The organism is Bacteroidales bacterium (assembly GCA_041671145.1).
In the GTDB taxonomy this organism is placed as follows: domain Bacteria; phylum Bacteroidota; class Bacteroidia; order Bacteroidales; family JAHJDW01; genus JAQUPB01.
On the sequence record JBAZBZ010000013.1, the window covers coordinates 52,882 to 71,030 of the forward strand.

General features: G+C 33.1%; 15 protein-coding genes and 1 tRNA gene. 3 read left to right on the forward strand and 13 right to left on the reverse strand.

Going from position 1 to position 18,149, the window contains the following annotated elements:
• Positions 1 to 131: 131 nt before the first annotated feature.
• The 3 genes from rfbA (at position 132) to WC223_06480 (ending at position 2,167) form a co-directional block, all read left to right on the forward strand.
• Positions 132 to 989, forward strand: a complete 858-nt coding sequence (gene rfbA, locus WC223_06470; protein ID MFA6923882.1) for a glucose-1-phosphate thymidylyltransferase RfbA — start codon at positions 132 to 134, stop codon at positions 987 to 989.
• A gap of 204 nt (positions 990 to 1,193) precedes the next feature.
• The gene (locus WC223_06475; GenBank protein MFA6923883.1) at positions 1,194 to 1,550 is read left to right on the forward strand and encodes a polyprenyl synthetase family protein; all 357 of its coding nucleotides are present in this window, start codon (positions 1,194 to 1,196) and stop codon (positions 1,548 to 1,550) included.
• Complete coding sequence (locus WC223_06480) at positions 1,520 to 2,167, forward strand: polyprenyl synthetase family protein (protein MFA6923884.1); 648 nt, start codon at positions 1,520 to 1,522, stop codon at positions 2,165 to 2,167. The genes WC223_06475 and WC223_06480 overlap by 31 nt, the downstream gene beginning before the upstream one ends.
• 6 nt (positions 2,168 to 2,173) lie before the next feature.
• On the opposite strand, the gene WC223_06485 is transcribed toward WC223_06480, so the two are convergent.
• The 13 genes from WC223_06485 to WC223_06545 all read right to left on the reverse strand — a co-directional run.
• Positions 2,174 to 3,775, reverse strand: coding sequence for a CTP synthase (locus WC223_06485; GenBank protein ID MFA6923885.1), 1,602 nt, complete (start codon positions 3,773 to 3,775; stop codon positions 2,174 to 2,176).
• 104 nt (positions 3,776 to 3,879) lie between these two features.
• A tRNA-Thr gene (locus WC223_06490) sits at positions 3,880 to 3,951 on the reverse strand.
• Between the two features lie 80 nt (positions 3,952 to 4,031).
• Positions 4,032 to 5,684, reverse strand: coding sequence for a S8 family peptidase (locus WC223_06495; protein MFA6923886.1), 1,653 nt, complete (start codon positions 5,682 to 5,684; stop codon positions 4,032 to 4,034).
• 95 nt (positions 5,685 to 5,779) lie between these two features.
• Positions 5,780 to 6,901: an N-acetyltransferase gene (locus tag WC223_06500; protein ID MFA6923887.1), complete on the reverse strand. Its 1,122-nt coding sequence runs from the start codon at positions 6,899 to 6,901 to the stop codon at positions 5,780 to 5,782.
• A 69-nt stretch (positions 6,902 to 6,970) separates the two neighbouring features.
• Complete coding sequence (locus WC223_06505) at positions 6,971 to 7,705, reverse strand: hypothetical protein (GenBank protein MFA6923888.1); 735 nt, start codon at positions 7,703 to 7,705, stop codon at positions 6,971 to 6,973.
• Between the two features lie 107 nt (positions 7,706 to 7,812).
• Entirely contained in the window at positions 7,813 to 7,983 is a 171-nt protein-coding gene (locus WC223_06510; GenBank protein MFA6923889.1) for a hypothetical protein, read from the reverse strand.
• A gap of 14 nt (positions 7,984 to 7,997) precedes the next feature.
• Complete coding sequence (locus WC223_06515) at positions 7,998 to 8,564, reverse strand: DUF4468 domain-containing protein (GenBank protein MFA6923890.1); 567 nt, start codon at positions 8,562 to 8,564, stop codon at positions 7,998 to 8,000.
• A gap of 52 nt (positions 8,565 to 8,616) precedes the next feature.
• Complete coding sequence (locus WC223_06520) at positions 8,617 to 9,888, reverse strand: adenylosuccinate synthase (GenBank protein ID MFA6923891.1); 1,272 nt, start codon at positions 9,886 to 9,888, stop codon at positions 8,617 to 8,619.
• Positions 9,889 to 10,092: 204 nt separating this feature from the next.
• Positions 10,093 to 12,312, reverse strand: a complete 2,220-nt coding sequence (locus WC223_06525; GenBank protein MFA6923892.1) for a bifunctional (p)ppGpp synthetase/guanosine-3',5'-bis(diphosphate) 3'-pyrophosphohydrolase — start codon at positions 12,310 to 12,312, stop codon at positions 10,093 to 10,095.
• Between the two features lie 104 nt (positions 12,313 to 12,416).
• On the reverse strand, positions 12,417 to 13,673 hold the full coding sequence (locus WC223_06530) for an OmpA family protein (protein MFA6923893.1): 1,257 nt from the start codon (positions 13,671 to 13,673) through the stop codon (positions 12,417 to 12,419).
• A 145-nt stretch (positions 13,674 to 13,818) separates the two neighbouring features.
• Complete coding sequence (locus WC223_06535) at positions 13,819 to 16,305, reverse strand: bifunctional UDP-N-acetylmuramoyl-tripeptide:D-alanyl-D-alanine ligase/alanine racemase (protein MFA6923894.1); 2,487 nt, start codon at positions 16,303 to 16,305, stop codon at positions 13,819 to 13,821.
• Positions 16,306 to 16,425: 120 nt separating this feature from the next.
• Complete coding sequence (locus WC223_06540) at positions 16,426 to 17,298, reverse strand: KilA-N domain-containing protein (protein MFA6923895.1); 873 nt, start codon at positions 17,296 to 17,298, stop codon at positions 16,426 to 16,428.
• A gap of 88 nt (positions 17,299 to 17,386) precedes the next feature.
• Positions 17,387 to 18,149 (reverse strand): 4-hydroxythreonine-4-phosphate dehydrogenase PdxA (locus WC223_06545; GenBank protein MFA6923896.1); only part of this gene is annotated, 763 nt, incomplete at its 5' end.

Sequence of the window (18,149 nt, forward strand, 5' to 3'; positions counted from 1 at the left end):
ATAATGACCAATGGCAAATATCGAAGTTAGCAATTTAGAAATAAAACAATATTTAAGTATTAAAGTTGTGATTAATAAAATTTTCCGAAACTTTAAACTTTAGACATTAAACATTAAACTTTTTTTAAAAAATGAAAGGTATAATATTAGCAGGAGGTGCAGGCACGCGATTGCATCCCATAACCTTAGCCATGAGCAAACAGCTCATGCCAATATACGATAAGCCAATGATTTATTATCCGTTGTCGGTTTTGATGATGGCAGGAATATCCGAAATACTTGTAATTTCAACACCTTCCGACCTTCCTGATTTCGAAAAACTTCTTGGCGACGGGAAAAAAATCGGTTGTTCTTTTAAATATGCAGTGCAGGAAATCCCCAACGGACTTGCTCAAGCATTTGTAATAGGCGAAAAATTTATTAAAAAAGATAAAGTTTGCTTAATACTTGGTGACAACATTTTTTTCAGCAGCGGTTTGCAGGGACTTTTAAAAGAAAACTCCGAACCTGATGGCGGTGTTGTTTTTGCATATCACGTTTCCGACCCTGAAAGATACGGTGTTGTTGCGTTTGATGAAAACCTGAAAGCAATATCAATTGAAGAAAAACCGAAACATCCGAAATCAAATTTTGCTGTACCTGGATTGTATATGTACGACAATAGTGTTGTTGGAGTAGCCAAAAACATTAAACCGAGTGCAAGAGGTGAATATGAAATCACCGATGTAAACAAATGGTATCTTGAAAAAGGCAAACTCAAAGTAGGTGTTTTAAGCAGAGGAACGGCATGGCTCGATACGGGCACTTTTGCTTCGCTCATGCAGGCAAGTCAGTTTGTGCAGGTTATTGAAGAAAGACAGGGATTGAAAATCGGATGTATTGAAGAAGTTGCTTACCGCATGGGATTTATAAATGCAGAACAGTTAAAAAAACTTGCACAACCATTGCTGAAAAGCGGATATGGAGAGTATCTTTTGAAAATCGTTTAATAGTTTGTGGTTTGTAGTTATCGCTTTTTTATACTTTCCACTGACCATTGATTATAAGATAAATATTAAATGTTTTATGGTTTACAGTTTTCAATTTAATAGCACAGGCATTTAAATACCGAAACTTTAGACATTAAACTTTAAACTTTTTTAAATATCGAACATCGAAGTTTGACTGATGACTATTGACTAATGACTTTATTTATGCATTCCATTGAATACTTACAGAAACGAATAGATGAAGAAATTGCAGGTTTGAATTTTAATTTAGAGCCAAAAGAACTTTACGACCCTATTGCGTACATGCTTTCGATAGGCGGGAAAAGATTGCGACCTGCATTAGCACTACTTTCCTGCGATGTTTTCGGCGGTGATATTGAAAAGGCAATTTTCCCCGCTCTTGCTATTGAAACATTTCACAACTTCACACTTATCCATGATGACATAATGGATAATGCACCAATACGCAGAGGACACACTACTGTTTATAAAAATGCAATCCCAATGTTGCCATTCTTTCAGGTGATGCGATGTTTGCCAAAGCTTATGAGCTTCTTATAAAAACCGATGAGATTTATTATAACAAAATTCTGAAAGTATTTAACCAAACCTCCATTGAAGTTTGCGAAGGGCAACAGTTTGATATGAATTTCGAAACTCAGGAAGATATTACAATTCCCGAATACATTAAAATGATTCGTTTAAAAACAGGAGTTCTTATTGCTGCATGTTTTAATGTTGGTTCTATTATTGCTTTTGCTTCCGATGAAGATGCTCAAAATATTTATTCTTTCGGAGAAAATCTCGGCATTGCTTTTCAATTGCAAGACGACCTTCTTGATGTATATGCAGAGCAGAATAAATTCGGGAAAAAAATCGGCAGTGATATTTTAACAAACAAAAAAACCTTTCTTCTGATTAAAGCATTGGAACTTGCAAAAGATAAAACCTCAGAAAAACTAAAGTCCATACTTAAAAGCAATAATTTTATTCCTGAAGAAAAAATCAAGGAAGTTACCGCAATTTACAATTTTCTAAACATTAAAGAACTTACCATAAAAATGATTGACAATTATTACGAAAAATCATTGAGATATCTCGAATTATTGAGCATCAACAATGGAAAGAAAAAAGTTTTAAAGGATTTTGCCGGAAGTATAATGAAAAGGGACTTTTAGCTCGCATTACAGGCAGCTTGCTGCTCTAACAAAATCAACAAAAAGCGGATGTGGGCTGTCAACAGTGCTTCTGTATTCGGGATGGAACTGAACACCGATAAACCAAGGATGAGAAGGCAATTCAATAATTTCCACAAGACCGCCATCAGGATTTATTCCGCTTGCGAGCATTCCTGCTTTCTGAAAATCTTCCAGATAATTATTATTAAATTCAAACCTATGGCGGTGACGCTCTGCAATTTTTGTTTTTTTATAAATTCCATAAACTTTGGTTGCTTCGGTAATCACACAGGGATATGCTCCCAGTCGCATTGTTCCACCTTTGATATATATTTTCTTCTGTTCAGTCATTAAATCAATAACAGGATATTTTGTATTGGGGTTTATTTCTGTAGAATGTGCATCTTTGAATCCAAGAACATTTCTAGCAAACTCAACAACTGCGCATTGCATCCCAAGACATATTCCCAGAAATGGAATTTTATTTTCACGAGCAAATTTAATAGAATGAATCTTACCGTCAATACCGCGCTCGCCGAATCCGGGTGCTACAATAATCCCTTTGAGACCGTTTAATTTTTCGTTGACATTTGCAATAGTAATACCTTCGGAATGTATGAGTTTAATATTTATTTTAAATTCCTGAATTGTTCCTGCCTGTATCAATGATTCAACTATGGATTTATAAGCATCTTTCAGTTCAACATATTTTCCAACCAAGCCAATTTCAATTTCTTTTTTCGGATTTTTGAGTTTCTTTAAAAAGCATTCCCAGTCCTTCAAATCTGGTGCCTTGTCAGCCGACAAGCCAATTTTTCCAAGCACAACTTCATCGAGCTTTTCTTTTTTCATCAAAACAGGAACTTCATAAATTGATGAAGCATCAATGGATTCGATTACAGAACTCGGTTCAACATTGCAAAACAGAGCGATTTTATTTCGTATGGCGGGAGTAATGCTTTTAATGGTGCGGCAAACAAGTATATCGGGCTGAACTCCTGATTCGAGTAAGGTCTTAACGGAATGCTGTGTTGGTTTTGTTTTAAGTTCTCCGGTAGTATTCAAATATGGAAGCAAAGTCAAATGTACAACAAGGCAATCGTTTCCCATTTCCCATTTCAACTGACGAACAGCTTCAATGTATGGAAGCGATTCAATATCGCCAACGGTCCCTCCTATTTCGGTAATTACAATATCATATTTTTTTGTTTCTCCGAGAATTTTAATTCTGTGTTTTATTTCATCCGTAATATGAGGAATTACCTGAACTGTTTCGCCAAGATAATCGCCTTTGCGCTCTTTATCAATTACCGTTTGATATATTCTGCCTGTTGTAACATTATTTGCCTGCGATGTAGGTACATTGAGAAAACGTTCATAATGCCCGAGGTCAAGGTCAGTTTCCGCTCCGTCTTCGGTAACATAACATTCACCGTGTTCATAAGGATTAAGAGTTCCGGGGTCAATATTTATGTATGGGTCGAGTTTTTGTATGGTAATTGAAAAGCCACGTGCCTGCAATAATTTTGCAAGCGATGCTGATATAATACCTTTCCCGAGTGAGGAAGTTACTCCACCTGTTACAAATATATATTTCACCGAAGCCATCAACTGCTGTTTTTTTATTATGCTACAAATCTAATTAATTTTAGATTAAATACAAATTGAAAAATTTTAAATAAATTTATTTTTACAAAAAATCAAAAATTCTGAGCCTCTTATGGGATTTGAACCTATGACCTGTTCATTACGAATGAACTGCTCTACCGCTGAGCTAAAGAGGCATAAAAATATTATTGCTAATCTGCGTTATTCGCAAAAAACAAAATGTTTGTAGTTTGTGGTTTGTCGTTGATTTCCTTTTTTATTTTTTGTTATATATTTTTTCAGCCATGTTCACGGCATTATAAGCATTAAGTAAACCGCCCGTTACCGACAATGTTCCGAATCTAACTTTTTCTTTTTTTGTGGATTTTGAATCCTGTTTATACACTTTTTTCTTTTCAAGTTTCAAGCTTGAATCCATAATAATTTTCTTTATTTCTTTAGCAGTCAATTGAGGGTAATATGACTTCAATAATGCAGCAACACCTGCAACCATGGGACTGGCAAAGCTTGTACCATCACCCGTTGTATATTTGTTGTCCGGTTTTAATGAATAAATATCTTCACCCGGAGCAAAAATATCAACATTCTTTTTTCCATAATTTGAAAATGAAGCTACAAGATTTTTATCAAGATGTTTTGTTGAAGCCCCTACTTCGAGCCAGTTTCCAGTAATTACTTTCCCATCGTTAAAATATTTTTTCGGATAATTTTCAACCACATCATTATTTTCTGCATCATTGCCGGCAGCATGAACTAATAATACATCTTTTTCTTCTGCAAGTTTAAGAACATCGTCAACAAATATTTTTTCTGGTGAATATCCTTTGCCAAAACTCATATTTATAATTTTTGCCCCGTTATTTATGGCATATCTTATTGCATTTGCAACATCTTTGTCCCTTTCGTCACCATTTGGAATGGCTCTGATAACCATTATTTCAACGCTGTCGGCAATGCCATCCATACCTATATTATTGTTTCTTTCAGCAGCAATAATTCCCGACACAAAAGTGCCATGCGAAGGGGTATTTGCTATAACATCACTATTTCCGTAATGTATTCCATCAAGTTGCGTTGGATTATCTCCAATAATTTTCCTTGGATTATAAGAGGTATCAACTCCGTATAAATAATTGTTGTAATAATATTCTTTCATTTCCTTATATTTCTCTATGTCGAAATTTTTTATTTCAAGTGTCAACAGGTAATATTTACTTTCATTCACAACACTATCTTTTGTATTAACAGACAATAAATCCATTATTGAATAATCTGTTTTTTTAAGATAATCAGTTATTATACTGTCTTTTTTAGTAAAATATTTATCGAGAGAAGAATTTTTCAGCATATTGTAATCTAAAGTTGCTTGTATGTATTTCGCATAATATTCCCTGCATATTTTTTTATAGTAAGCAAAACCTGTTGTATCTTTAATTTTACATTTACTTAATATCGTATCGCCGAATTTTCTTGTCATGTCTCTGAAAAGGCGTGTTAATTCCATAGTTTCCTGCTTAATATTTTCACCGTTTGAATTGCCTAAAAAATTCCATCCGTGAATATCGTCAATAAATCCGTTGTTATCATCGTCAACATTATTTACGGGAATTTCTTTTCTGTTTGTCCAGATTCTATTTTTAATATCTTCATGGTTAATATCAACACCGCCATCAATAACTGCAATTATTACCTTATGAGGAATTTTATTTTTCAATATTTCCTGATATGCCTTGTTCAAGCTTATTCCAGCAACTTTATCTTTCTTCGGGTATAAAGTGTGCCAGCTTTTATTTTCTTCACTTTTCTTTTTTCTGCTTTTATGTTTTGCAAGAACGCCATTGTCGGAATAAGAATAATTGGCTGTAACAAGGAATGCTGCAGTTATAAATAAAATTAATAGGTTTCTCATTTACACTTAATTTAGTTGATATTTCTTTTACGGAATTCTGTGAGAGTTTGTTGTTTGTAGTTGTTTTTATAACAACAAACCGCAAACAATTTAAACTACAAACTCTTTTTAAAGCATCTTTTTCTTTTATGTTGAACATGCTCATATATTTTCCAGTGCTGAATGGCTTTCTGGTTGGTTTCTATCATACCGGTAGTTTCAACGTGAGTGATGCCATGTTCAAGAATTGTTTGCATGAGTTCGGAAATAATGATAGAAGGAACTCCCATTCCCTGCATCTGCGGGTTAACGGCAGTAAGAAACAAATCTATTTCCTTGGGATTTTTCAATGCTTTCATGATGTGATAAAATCCGAATGGAAATAATTTTCCTTTTGCTTTTTGCATTGCTTTGGATAAAGAAGGCACACCGATAATAAATCCCACAACTTTATAATCTGCATCAAATACAATCTTAACAAATTTAGGATTCAGCATTTTCATGTATTTCTTTTTATAATATTCCACCATTTTCTCATCAAAAGCAACAACGCTGAATAGTTCTTCAAATGCTTTATTAAGCAACTCGAACATATCGTTTGCATAAAGCATCAAATCCTTGGAAGACAAAAATGTTTTAGAAGTAAGATTATATCTTTTCTTTATTGTTTCACATAGTTTAATTGCTTTTTCGGGTATTTCTTTCGGCATTGTAAGACGAAATTCGAGCCAGTCAATTTCTTTTTCATATCCTGCTTTTTCAATATGTTCTTTATAATACGGGAAATGATATTCAGAAGCAACAGAAGGAAGATAATCGAATCCTTCAATAAGAATTGCCTGATGGTCGAGGTTGGTGAAACCGAGTGGTCCATGAATTGCAGTCATGCCTTGTTCTTTTGCCCATTTTTCGACAGCTTCGAGAAGTTTTGCTGAAATCTCAAAATCATCAACAAATTCTATTCTTGAGAAACGTGCAACCTTTTCATTTGTTTTCTCAATATCTTTTTCATTTATAATTCCGCCGATTCTTCCCATGCATTTATTGTCTTTATATGCCAGCCAGAATTTTGCTTTACAGAAATTAAAAGCAGGATTGTACTTCGGTAACAATGATTTTATTTCGTCGGCTTTTAAAGGCGGCACCCAATATTCTGCATTTTTATATAATTCAAACTGAAAATTTACAAATTGCTTTATATCTTTTTTAGTAATAACTTCTTTTATTTCAACGCTCATATAATTTATTTTCATTAATAATAATTACCAAAAATATTGTTTTTTTAGCATTATTTCAAAAATTAAATTTTATTTTTCTTTTACCGAAAAAATAATCTTATAAAAAAATTTACGATGTTTCCAGACATGAATAATCGCAATCACGGCAAAGCCAACAGCGCAGTCAACGTGAAAAACATAAAGCTGTCTTAAAAAGGAAACATGAAATCCATAATTAATTTTCAGAACAAGAAATATTCCGATTAATCCGGGAAAAAGAAATGCCATAAGCAAAAAAGAATTCCAGATTTTCGTATGTGTTGTTTTTTTTACTTTCTTTTTTCTCACGAGTAGTAAAGAAACAACATATAAAAAAATTAATGAAACGGATATGCCAATAAAGTGATATGGCGAAGTTGCAGCAGGTGGTTTTACGCCATTTTCCTCGCTTATTGCAGTTGCGGAATTATTTTTTGTAACAATATTTTTCTCGGAAGCTTCGTTTTTACTTTTAATTTTATCAACAGTAGTATCTGTATTTATTTTTTCTTCATACGATTTATTTTTCAAAAACGAACATTCAATTTTAGATTTTTCACTGGTAACATTCGTTTTTTTATTTTGTTTTAATTTATAAACTTCATTTTCATTCTTTTTTATTATTGCATCTGGATTATTTTCAATTACAGCTTTATCGCAATAGCCGTCTTTATTGACATCAATATACAATCCGCACTGTCCCTTGCAGTTTTTTATATTATTTGGACATTGCGAAAAAGAGTGTAGAGTAAAAAGTAAAAATGTGGTTATAAAATAGTATTTCATTAATGTTGTAATTAAAAAAATGGACTTACACTGTCGGTTGTTACTATGTATATTTCGTTTGTAGTTTTTTGTTCATAGTTTTTAATTATTTTCGTGAGTTCTGCAATTTATTGCGGATATAAAATTCTTTCGAAATCGCTGACAACTCCTGCCGATTTTGGTATATTTTGTTTGAAGATATCTCTTTCGGATACAAATATTGTTGAGTCGGCAGTGGTATATGTTTGGGCAAATGCAGATGAACAAATTAGAAGCAGGTTGAATATTATTATTATCATTAAAAAAACATTTATCAGAAATTGTCTTTCTTCTGTTCTTCGGGTTTTTCCATTAACTTTTTAAGTTTTGCAATAATATCCCTTGTGTAAACATCAATTTGTGTTAGATACGATTCATAAAGGGGACTGTATGACTGGGCATTTTTATCAAACCATTTTTCTACAGGAGTGTATGAATTTGCTTTGATATTATATTTTGTAAATGTGTAACGGTATTTATTGTCTTTAATTTCTATTTTAAAGCTATACTGGATAATACCCGATTCCGATTTATTACCGGCTTTATCGTAATTGTAAATTTTAAATCTGTATTTTCCTTCAATAATGCCATTAGCTTCATCTCTTGTGGTAGTTGCTTCCTGTGAATTAACGAAGCAGGCACTTATCCATTCAATTGTGTGTCGGTACAAAAGTGTTTTATTGAAGCTTGATTTGACTATTTCCTTATATGTAATTAAGTTTGTTGCCGAATCAATTGGAATTTTGGGTGCTTGTGCATTAGCAGTTTGCTTTTGAGAAAATGAAAGCTGTATACAGCCAATAAAAGCAATGATTGCGAGAGTAATAATTTTTGTTCTCATATTTTTATTTTTAATAATTTATTCTAAAAACATCAAAAAACCTGCCGGAATTTCAAAGTTTATTTTTATAAATAGTTTGCATTCTGTCGGGACCAACTGAAATCATTGATACAGGAATATTTATTTCTTTTTCAATAAAATCCACATACTCGATTAATTCTTTCGGTGTATTTTCAATTTTATTAATTCCCGATATATCTTTTACCCATCCTTTCATTTTTTTATACACGGGTGTCAGAGCATCGTCAAGTCTGAAAGGCACATAGTCAATATTTTTACCTTTATAACTATAATGAGTGCAAATTTTTATTTCTTCAAAACCGCTGAGAATATCGGCTTTCATTATAGCGAGTTTATTAACTCCATTGAGCATTAATGAATATTTCAAAGCGGGCAAGTCGAGCCAACCGCATCTGCGTGGTCGTCCGGTTGTGGAGCCGAATTCTTTTCCTGTATTTCTCATTGCTTCACCTGTTTCGTCAAACAATTCCGTGGGGAAAGGTCCGCTTCCCACTCTCGTACAATATGCTTTGAAAATACCATAAATATCGCCTGTAAGCTTTGGCGAAAACCCGAGTCCGGTACATGCTCCGCCGCTTATTGTGTTTGACGAAGTAACAAAAGGGTACAAACCAAAATCTATGTCGAGCATTGCACCTTGCGCTCCTTCGGCAAGAATTTTTTTATTTTCTTTTATTTTTTCATTAATAAAAATTTCACTATCTATATGATTTAGCTTCTTCAATATTTCCAATGCTTCGAGCCATTCGTCTTTTATTTCTTTAAGAGCATAATTATAATCAAGCATTTTCAGAATTTTAATATGACTTTTTTCCATGTTGCTTAATTTTTCATTAAAATCGCTACAGGTAATATCCCCAACTCTCAAGCCATTTCTGCTGATTTTATCGGTATATACGGGACCTATCCCCTTAAGTGTCGAGCCAATTTTTGTATTTCCTTTAGATGCTTCATAAGCTGCATCAAGTAAACGATGAGTAGGGATAATTAAATGTGCTTTGCGTGAAATCAAAAGACGGTTTGTAATATCAATACCGAATTTTCCGAGCATTTCAATTTCCTTTTTAAGAACCACAGGGTCAATAACAACTCCGTTTCCTATAATATTCACAACATTTTTACGTAATATTCCCGAAGGAACAGTATGAAGAATATATTTTTTCCCATCGTATTCGAGAGTATGCCCTGCATTAGGACCTCCCTGAAAGCGTGCAATAATGTCATATTCAGGAGCAATTACATCAACTAATTTTCCTTTCCCTTCATCTCCCCACTGGAGTCCAAGTAAAACATCAATTTTCATCATGTTGCACTACAAATTTAATTTTATTAATTATATATAATCAGTTTTTTCTTTTTGCTAATTTACATAAAAACTCATTTTGAAAAAATATTGTTAAAAACTTTTGACAGAATAAAAAGTTTAGAGTTTTCAGTTATCAGTTTCGGTTATATTATAAACGTTTTGTAATCATTATAACTTACGAGTAATGCCTTACGACCTAATTTAATCATTTTTTCTTTCAATTCTTGTAACAGATAAAATACCTTTAATGCTTTTAAGGTTTTTCATCATTTCATATAAATGTTTTGTATCATGAACATACAACATAAAAGTTCCTTCAAATGTGCTGTCATGTACATCAAGGATGATGGAACGCATATTAATGTTATGTTGGTTTGAGATGATTTTTGTTATCCTGTTGACCATACCAACCTGGTCAATACCCGTTATTTTTATTCCCGTTAAGAATGATACCGACTCTTTATGATTCCATTTTGCCTTTACTATTTTATTGCCATATTTTGACATTAACTGTATGGCTTCCCTGCAATTGGTACGGTGTATTACGATTTTATCCGATTCGAGCATGAAGCCGAATACATCATCACCGGGAATAGGATTACAGCACGTTGCAATTGAATAATTAAAATTTTCAACATCTTCCTTCAAAACATTTGAAGTTGATTTTATAGTTATCAGGTGCCATAGTTTGTCGGCAACACCGAGAGTAATAACCGATTGTGTGCGTTTTAAATATTTTAGCCATTTTCCGCGTTCCGAATCGCGTGAAAATTCTTTGAGATTTTTCAGAGTTATGTCACCCTTTTCAATCTGATAAAATAATTCCGCCGGATTAGGAAGTCTGTAGTAATTCATTAATTTAGTTACAATGCTCTGATTAAATTCCATTTTCATGAATTTCAGTTTTTTCTCAAGAGTGTGTTTTCCTTGTTCTGACAAAAATCGTCGTTCTTCTTTAAGAGCATCTTTTATTGATGTTTTTGCTTTTGCTGTAACCACATAATTAAGCCATTCTTCATCGGGCTTTTGTTTTTGTGAAGTTAGAATTTCAATCTGGTCGCCGCTTCTGAGATGATAACTCAAAGAAACCACCTGATGATTAACTTTAGCACCTATGCAATTGTTTCCGATTTTGGTATGTATGCTGTATGCAAAATCAAGTGCAGTGGAACCAACAGGCATGTTTCTCAACTCACCTTTTGGCGTAAAAACAAATATTTCTTCAGCAAAGAGGTTAAGCTTGAAGTCATCAACAAAGTCAACAGCATTAGCTTCTGAATTGTCAAGTTGTTCGCGTATTTTTTTCAACCATTCATCAAGTGCATTTTCACCGGAAACTGCTTCTTTGTACCTCCAGTGCGAAGCATATCCTTTTTCGGCAACTTCATCCATGCGTTCGGTGCGTATTTGTATTTCCACCCATCTTCCTTCGGGACCCATAACTGTAGTATGCAGCGACTCATATCCATTTGCTTTAGGAGTAGAAATCCAATCTCTCAGGCGGTCGGGATTGGGGCGGTACATATCAGTTACTGCTGAATACGCTGCCCAGCAGTCTGATTTTTCCTTTTCAATAGGGGTATCAATAATAATTCTTATAGCAAATAAATCATAAACTTCTTCAAAAGGGATTTCTTTTCTTTTCATTTTATCCCATATTGAGTTAACAGATTTAACTCTTCCGAAAATTCTTGTTTTAATTCCTGATTTTTCAAGTGATTTTTTAACGGGTTCAATAAATTTTTGAATATAAACATCGCGTACTTCCTGTGTGGCAGCAAGTTTTTCAGTTATCGAATTGTAAACATCGGGAGCTATATATTTTACACCAAGGTCCTCGAGTTCGTTTTTTATTTCATATAATCCGAAGCGGTGAGCAAGCGGTGCGTACAGGAATAATGTTTCGGAAGCAATTTTAAGTTGTTTTTCTTTCGACAGCGAATCGAGAGTTCGCATATTATGAAGACGGTCGGCAAGTTTAATGAGAATCACTCTTACATCGTCGGAAAGGGTAAGCAGCATTTTCTTGAAATTTTCAGCCTGCAAAGAAGTTGTCTGGTCGAAAACTCCTGCTATTTTTGTAAGCCCGTCAATGATTTTGGCAATTGTTTCACCGAACATTCCCCTGATGTCTTCGAGTGTATATTCGGTATCTTCAACAACATCATGAAGCAATGCACAAACGATGGATGTAACTCCTAGTCCGATATTATTTGCAACTATATATGCGACATCCAAAGGGTGGTAAATATATGGCTCGCCAGATTTTCGGCGCATGTCCTTATGCGCTTCAATGGCAAGGTCAAGAGCTTTGCGTAAAATCAGTTTGTTATCTTTGGAAACATTTGACCTTATGACTCTCAGCAAATCACGATATTTCTTAAGTATTTCCTTTCTTTCGGCAACAGTCTTTTTATCCATAACCTGCTCTTTTTTTTCAGTCGTAAATATACATTAAATTTTAAAATTAGAATAATAAATTTGTGTTTAAGGTTCACATTATGGATATACTTCAAGTACTTTTTTTACAATATTTTAAATTCCACTCTTCTGTTTTGTGCTCTTCCTTCAGGAGAATTATTATCTGCAACAGGAACGGAAGTACCATAGCCTTTATATTTCAGCCGCTCCGATTTTATTCCTTTATTTATTAAATAATCAACTACTGATTTTGCCCTTGCTTCAGAAAGTGAAATATTATACGATTCGCTACCAATGATATCGGTGTGTCCTGAAATTTCAATTTTAAGTAAAGGATTTTCATTTAAAAACAAAACAAGTTTGTTCAACTCGGCAAATGATTCGGGAAGCAAATCATATTTGTCGAAATCGAAAAAAACATTTTTAAGCACAGTGATTTTTCCCTCTTCGGCAGAAAACTGATTTTCATTAACGGCTTCAACTGAAACATCGTCAATATAAAAACGCAAACGACAATTCAAATCAGAAATATTTTTATTTTTCATTTCGAAATTTGCAATTATTTCACGTTCCATCTGCCTAAAATAATCATAGAGCAGATATTTTTTTATTGATATTTCTTGCTTCAGCTTCTGATTTATTATTCTGAATTTTTCATTTTCAATTTCTCTTTTTCTTTTACTTTTTATTTTTTCAATATTCCACGAATTGTACAGAAAGTCCTTGTATCTACCCTTAACTTCATTTTCAATCTGCTTAACACTGTCGGCAAATTTCACTTCAATTTCGTTAAGTTGTTCTAAAAACATTTTGTTATCGGGTGCTTCAAGAGTATCAATTATAGATTTGTTTTTTGTTTTATAAAATCTTCCAATTATCAGATATTCTTCATTACCTTTTGCAATAAAATTTTCTTCGAGTTCATACCATGTATAATTGTTTACCGGTTTGAATTTTATCTGCGGCTCGAAATAATACCTTGTTTTTTGCATGACATTCAAAGGAGTTTTCGAAAATGCAAATCCTATTTCGTCAAGCGAATCGATGTTGCACTTCTGAAGTGAATCAACAGTGAGCAAATAAGCTTTTACCAAATAATTCTGATTTTCGGACAACCTGTTTTTTAATTTTACCTGAAGATATTCGGTAGTATTCCATTTCCACATACATATACCGTTATAACATTCGCCACTATGTGCTTTCGTATTGTTTCTTTCGAAATGGTACCATGGCCGCATAGGTTGCTGCCATTCATATACAGAATCATTAATATATTCTTCAAAACCCGGATTTGGAACAAGATTCTGTGCTTTGCAACAGCAAACATAAAAGAGTATGACGATAATTATTACGAGACGCACTTTGAATTTTCAGTGGTAAATTTATTTTGTAAATATAAGAAAAAAACATTTCCAATTCCTACGAATTGTGCTACCGTGATTCGCACTATACTTTGAGACAGTCCCGAAAATAACGAAGAAATCGGACATTATGGACAAATTCTAATTATTCCTGATAATATATTCTTTTAATTCTTCTCGAAAGGCTTGTAAAAACTTCATAAGGAATAGTGTTCATGTCATTTGCAACATTTGCAATAGGATAATCTTTTCCGAAAACAACAACATCATCCCCTTCTTTTGCATCAATGTCTGTAACATCAATCATGAGCATATCCATGCAGACATTTCCGACAACATGTGCAAGTTTGCCATTAACAAATATTTTTCCTTTTCCGTTTCCAAGTGCTCTTGTATAGCCATCGGCATATCCTATAGGAATAACAGCTATTCTGATATTTTTATCGGTAACAGCTTTTCTGCCATAACCGATAGATTCGTTAGCAGCAATTTCTCTTATCTGAGAAATATTGCTTTTCAATGTGCTTACATTCTGAAGAAAATTCTGATGCTCTGTAATCGGACTTATTCCATACAAGCCAATTCCGAGCCGCACCATATCAAATTGTGCTTCGGGAAAGCGTATTATTCCCGATGTATTTAATATGTGAAGTAAAATGTCGTGAGCAAATTCCGATTTTATTTTATCACCAGATTCTTTGAAAGTTTTTATTTGTTGTCTTGTGAAATCATCGTGTTCCGCTTCGTCACTTGCAGCCAGATGTGAAAATACAGATTTAAGATGAATGAATTTATTTTCTTTTATAATTTTGAGTAAATCATCTATCTCATCTTTTTCAAATCCCAGACGGTGCATTCCAGTGTCAAGCTTTATATGGATGTCAACCGGTTTCTGAATTGATTTATATGTTTTTTTAATTGTATTTAAAAGCATTTCCAAAACTCTGAAACTATATATTTCAGGTTCCAGTCCATGCCTAATCATTGTATCGAAACTCTGTTCCTGCGGATTCATAACGAGAACAGGAGTTTTAATTCCTGCATTTCTCAATTCAACACCTTCATCGGAATAGGCAACTGCGAGATAATCTATTCTGTGAAATTGCAGAATGTTGGCTATTTCATAACTTCCGCTTCCATAAGAAAACGCTTTCACCATTGCCACCACCTTTGTTGATGGATTAAGCAAAGAACGGAAATAATTAAAGTTGCTTACTATTGCACTTAGATTTATTTCCAGAACAGTTTCATGTGCTTTTTGTTGAATCACCTTGCTTATCTGCTCAAACTTGAATAATCTCGCTCCTTTCAGCAATATTGCCTCATTGTTGAATAATGAACCGGAATAATCATTCAGAAAATCATCTGTTGTTTTATAAAATTTATTTTCAATTTTACCGAATTTTTTAGAGTTCCGTGAAATCGCATTTCCGATTCCTATAATTCTGGTTACGCCTTTTTGCATTACTAATTCTGCAATTTCGTTGTATAAATCGTTTTCATCAATTCCGCTTTGCAATATATCGGACAAAATCAAAGTTTTCTTTTTGTGTTGTTCCTGTTGATTGAGGAAGTCAAGTGCTATCGTCAAAGAATTTATATCTGAATTATAACTATCGTTTATAACAGCACAATTATTTATTCCTTCTTTCAGTTCAAGCCGCATTGCAACGGGAGCAAGAGACAACATTCTCTTTTTTATTTTTTCATTATCATATCCTAAATAAAGCATTACCGCCCAGCAGTGAATTGCATTTTCAACAGAAGCATCATCGGCAAAAGGAATTTCTATTGAAATATTTTTGTTTTTAAAAACGGCTTCAATTGAAGTTTTATGTTTATTTTTTGAAACATTGTTTATTTTCAAAGTTGCCTCAGAATGACGCGACCATGTGAAAACTTCAATATTTCTAAGCATTTCCGACTTTATGATTTTTTCTTTTATTCCAAAACAATCTATGCAATAAAATAAAGTTTTTACTTTTAAAAATAATTTCAACTTTTCCCCTATTTTCTGTTCTATGTTAATAAAATTCTCGCCATGTGCCTGACCTATGTTGGTGAATATTCCGATAGTAGGAGAAATTATTGCCTGAAGTTTTTCCATTTCATCGGGCTCAGATATTCCTGCTTCAAAAATTGCAAGTTCGTGTTCATTGTTTATTTGCCATACAGATAAAGGAACACCGACCTGTGAATTATAACTTTTGGGGCTTCTTATTATTTTTTTATCTTCACCCAGTAATTGAAAAAGCCATTCTTTTATAATAGTTTTACCATTGCTTCCTGTGATTGCAACAACAGGAATATTAAAATTTTTCCTGTGAGATGAAGCAAGCTGCTGCATCGCAGTCAAAGTATTTTTTACAAATAAAATATTTGCTTCAGGCATTAAATTCATGTTTACCGGTTTTTCGGAAACCACAAAATTCCTGATTCCTTTTTCATACAATTCGATGAGATAATCATGTCCATTATGTCTTTTTCCGGCAATAGCGAAAAACAGTGAGGATTCGAAATTTGAAAGCGTCCTGCTATCAATAAAAATATTTTTTACCGGAGCAGTTCCATCATATTTGTTTAAAAATTCTCCTTTTACAATCTGAGCAATCTTTGAAATATCGTAATTCACGGGCGTCTCGATAATATTAAGTAATAATATATTTTTTTTATAAAAACCATATTAAACAATTATATTTTATTTAAAAGGTTATAATTTTTCATTTTATTCTTACAGAGATACATTCGAAAATCATTTTATTTTTTTACCAAAAATTTTATTTTGTTCATATTTACGAGGACTTTCAAGAGGATAAGTATATTTACAATTCATTAATGATTTTAACTGCGAAGTTGCTTCTGCTTTCAATTTCTCTAATCTTTCTTTTGGTGATATTTGTTGTTTAATAAGATGAGAATTTAATGTTTCTAAATTTGCTATAACAGTTAATTGCAGAACATCAGCATAATCCCTAATATTATATCCTTCCATTGTGGCTTTTGAATTGTTTTCTCTCCATTGTTTTGATGTAATGCCAAATACAGCGACATTAAGCATTTCTGCTTCGTTTGCATAAATATATGTTTCTTGCTCTTTTGATAAATTATTATAATGAGGAATAATATTTTCTTTTATTGAATCCGTTTGTAATCTATAATTAACCTTTGAAAGAAATCGCCTATAATCCCATTCGGGATTTAACAATTTTTGTTCTTGTTCTTTTAATCTTTGAAACTCTTTTACAATTAAAAGATGAAATTCCGGACTCAACCACATTGCAAAATGAAACGCAATATCTTTATGTGCATAAGTGCCGCCATATTTTCCAGACTTTGATATTATTCCAATTGCATTAGTTTTATTAATCCATTGTTGCGGAGACAATGTAAATCTATTTGAACCAGCGTTTTGTATAAACTCACCGAATTCGGTGAGTTTGAAATTGGGGTTATTTAACTTTTCCCAAAGTCCAATATATTCAATAGTATCCTTTAATCTCAACCAATGCCCAATTACCGAATAGTTATTGGGCATATTTTTTACCATATCTGTTAAACTGATGTAATCAGTTTCACCCTGTACTATAATAGTGATTTCTGTTTGCTTAACAAATATTTTACTCATGTTGTATTAATTGTTTATAAGTTAAATGTCTAAGGTATTACACAAAATCATACATCATTATCTGATTTTTTCAACATAGAACTTTTTATCATTTAGCTGCTTGGTTTTGAGTTTCTTTTTCTTTATACTGTGTTTTCAGTGGATTCGCAGCATCGCTGTCATAAGCTGAACGATTATTAAATATTGTACATGCTAAAAACAGCGATGAACGGAACGAACAAGGAGAAGCTACATTTTTCCCCGCAATTTCATATCCGGTTCCGTGGTCGGGAGAGGTTCTTATTATAGGCAGACCTGCTGTATAGTTAACACCGTTTTCAAAAGCCATCATTTTAAAAGGTATAAGTCCCTGGTCGTGATACATTGCAAGCACAGCATCGAACTTACTGTAATTACCATCTCTGAAAAAGCCATCTGCGGAATAAGGACCAAAAGCAAGAATTTTCTCTTCATAAGCTTTGTTAATTGCAGGAACAATAATGCTTTCTTCTTCGGTACCTATTACGCCATTATCTCCCTTATGAGGATTGAGAGACAAAACAGCTATTTTAGGCATTCTTATAGCAAAATCCCTGATTAGTGTGCGATTCATAACTTTGATTTTATTATAAATCTTTTCTACTGACAAATTTGAGGAAATGTCTTTCACAGGAATATGATTTGTAGCAATCCCCACTTTGCATATATCACTAACCATAAGCATAAGATGATTTCCAACTTTGAATTTATCAGCAAGAAATTCGGTATGACCGGGATAATTAAAATTTTGCGATTGGATGCTGTATTTGTTTATCGGAGCGGTAACTAAAACATCTATGTTATTTTTTTTCAAATCTTCAACTGCTACTTCC